This window comes from Cetobacterium sp. (genome assembly GCF_048470075.1).
Classification (GTDB): domain Bacteria; phylum Fusobacteriota; class Fusobacteriia; order Fusobacteriales; family Fusobacteriaceae; genus Cetobacterium_A.
Genome location: NZ_DBGBQB010000198.1, coordinates 1 through 3076, shown reverse-complemented (window position 1 = coordinate 3076; position 3076 = coordinate 1). Strand labels below are relative to the sequence as shown.

At 32.4% G+C, this 3076-nt stretch carries 3 protein-coding genes; all 3 read right to left on the bottom strand.

The window, feature by feature from the left end:
• Window positions 1-772 (bottom strand): response regulator transcription factor (locus ACMOUI_RS07175; RefSeq protein ID WP_418965048.1); only part of this gene is annotated, 772 nt, incomplete at its 3' end.
• Window positions 773-797: 25 nt separating this feature from the next.
• Window positions 798-2351: a bifunctional peptide-methionine (S)-S-oxide reductase MsrA/peptide-methionine (R)-S-oxide reductase MsrB gene (gene msrAB, locus ACMOUI_RS07170; RefSeq protein ID WP_418965047.1), complete on the bottom strand. Its 1554-nt coding sequence runs from the start codon at window positions 2349-2351 to the stop codon at window positions 798-800.
• Between the two features lie 22 nt (window positions 2352-2373).
• On the bottom strand, window positions 2374-3027 hold the full coding sequence (locus ACMOUI_RS07165; protein ID WP_418965046.1) for a cytochrome c biogenesis CcdA family protein: 654 nt from the start codon (window positions 3025-3027) through the stop codon (window positions 2374-2376).
• Between the last annotated feature and the right edge of the window lie 49 nt (window positions 3028-3076).

Below are 3076 nucleotides of genomic sequence, written 5' to 3'. Positions count from 1 at the left end.
GTATTACCTGCTCTTTATACTGTTTAGGAGATATTCCATAGTATCTTTTGAACTTCATTCCAAAATAATTAACATCTTCAAATCCAATCTGTTCGGCTATCTCATAGTTTTTTAACTCCGTTGTTAAAAGAAGTATCTTTGCTTTTTCCATTCTTTTCTGTAAAAGATAGTCTTGAAACGGTATGCCAAATATTTTTTTAAACATAACACTTAAATACCCCTGACTTAAACCTAACTTTTCAGATAAAACAACCAAAGAAAATTGACTATCACTGTAACTATTTTCCATTATATTTTGAATAAGTTCTCTATAATCATTTCTTGATTCCTCTTCATCCACTGCCTCTCTTTTTAAAATTCGTTGCAAAAGCCTTTCTGTTTCCATATTTTTCTTATCTATCTGTAATAGATAAACAAGTTTTGCAACAATTTCAGAAACATCACTTTTAGATATTGGTTTTAATATATAATCCTCCACACCAATTTTTATAGCCGTTTGGGCATAATCAAAGTAATTATACCCAGTTATAATGGCTATTTTAGTATTTGGAGCTATCTGTTTTATTTTTTTAGCAGCAGTAAGCCCATCTATTTTAGGCATATTTATATCCAAAAGAACTATCTCTGGGCGAACCTCTTCAAATATTTGAATAGCCTCCTCACCTGTCTCTGCCTCAAATATCTCTTTAATCTCCAAGCTAGACAGGTCTATTAAATTCCGAATCCCTCTTCGCATCAATGGTTCATCATCTGCTATCAATAATTTAAACACATACTCTCCCTCCAACTTTTCTATATTATTTAACTGATGGTATTAAATATCCATACCCCTTCTCTTTCATTTTTTCCACAGGTATAAACTCTAAAGATGCACTATTTATACAGTATCTCTTGCCACCTCTATCCCTTGGCCCATCTTCAAATACATGTCCTAAATGAGCCTTTCCACTTCTACTTCTAACCTCTATTCTCTCCATATTATAGCTGTTATCCCTATGATAAGTTACCACCTCTGGCACTATTGGTTTTGTAAAACTAGGCCATCCACACGCTGAGTCATACTTATCCTTTGATGAAAATAGAGGTTCTCCACTTGTTATATCCACATATATTCCATCTTCAAAGAAGTTCCAATACTCATTTCTAAAGGCTCTTTCAGTATCTGCGTTTTGAGTGACTCCATATTGCTGTTCATTCAATTTTGATTTTAACATATCATCTGACAATCTAGGATATTTTTTTTCATCTACTATTATCTCATTGGCTTTAGAAAGATCTATATGACAGTACCCATTTGGATTTTTTTTCAAATAATCCTGATGATATTCCTCTGCTAAATAGAACCCTTTTAAAGGTTGAAGTTCCACCACAATCTTTTTAGTATAGTTCTTTTGCTGTGCTGTAATCTCTTTTTCCACAATCTCTCTATCTCTCTCATCCACATAGTAAACCCCTGTTCTATATTGTGTTCCTCTATCATTTCCCTGTTTATTTACACTAGTTGGATCAATTATTTTAAAATAATACTTCAATAGTGTCTCTAAACTAATCTCATTGGAGTCATACTTCACACGAACTGTTTCTGCATGTCCAGTCCCTCTATATATAACATCTTCATAGCTTGGATTAATAGTGTTTCCATTGGCATACCCTGAGACTACCTCCTCTATTCCATGAATTCTTTCCATATAGGCCTCTACACCCCAAAAACATCCACCTGCTAAGTATATCTCTTTAATATTTTTCTCACTTTGCCCTTTAACTACGTCCTTTTTCTCTATTTTTGTACTACCTGATTTATCATCTATATTACTCTCTATTTTTGTTATATTCAATGCATTTTTTTCCACATTTTTCTCAGTTTTTTCTATATTTGACACAAATATTTTCTCTATCTCACTCTTTGATAGATGCCCTGGAATAACTCTTTCCACTGTACCCTCTCCATTTAAAATTGCAGATGTAGGATACACTCTCACATTAACTAGATTTAAACTATCCCCTTTCTCATCTAAAAGAACCTTAATATTTTTGTATTCCAGTGATTTATACCATTTTTTAAACTCTTCACTACTTTTCTCCCCTTTTTTTCCTGGAGATACTATTGTTACAATCTCATACTCTCTGTCCTTTGCACTTAGTTTATCCAGCTCCTCCAAACCAGAAAGGCATATAGGACACCAAGAAGCCCAAAACTTCACATATATTGCCTTTCCACTAGCTCCAAATGTATACTCTATGCCATCTATATCCTTCAGTTTAATATTTGAAAAATCTTTCTCCTTTCCATAACTTAAACTATATCCCAAAATAAGTAGAGATATCCAAAGTATTTTTTTTAATATTTTCATAATATTTACCTCCTAATTTTTATCATAAAAATAGATTTAAATTATCAGTTAAAAGTAAAATCCCCATACCTACTATTAAGACTCCTCCTAACTTTTTTAATAAATTAAGATGTTTTCTTATCCCTATCAATTTTTTTTCCAGATATCTATATGAATATGAAAATATAACAAAGGGAGTAGCTAGTCCCAAAACGTATATAAACATCATCATTGCACCATAAATTGGGCTTCCTCCCCCACTGGATATAAATAAAATTGATGTTAAAATTGGACCTACACATGGTGTCCATCCCAAACTAAATGTAAATCCCAAAAAAAATGTTCCTATGAATCCATCTTTTTCTGCCACTTCTAAATTCATTAACTTTGTTCTCTCTAAAAGAGGTATTTTAATAATATCCATTTGAATAATTCCAAAACAAATCACCAAAATACCACTGATTATTCTAAATGTATCACTCATTAAAATCTCACCGATAATACCTGCTCCAAAGCCAAGTAAGACAAAGCTCATTGAAAGCCCCAATACAAAGACCAGAGTTTTTAGTATGGACCTCTCTCCTCCTCTACTTAACATCCCGATATACACTGGAAGTAGAGGAAATATACAAGGTGAAAAAAATGACAACAACCCTGCAAAGTAAACAACCCCTATAAATAACTCATTAGTAATCACTCTATCACGCTCCTGTAAAATAACTTTTTTAATTTTATCTCCCTTTTAC

Excerpts from the sequence above, each read along its gene's own strand:
- msrAB (WP_418965047.1), bottom strand. The coding sequence starts at position 2,351 with ATGAAAATATTAAAAAAAATACTTTGGATATCTCTACTTATTTTGGGA.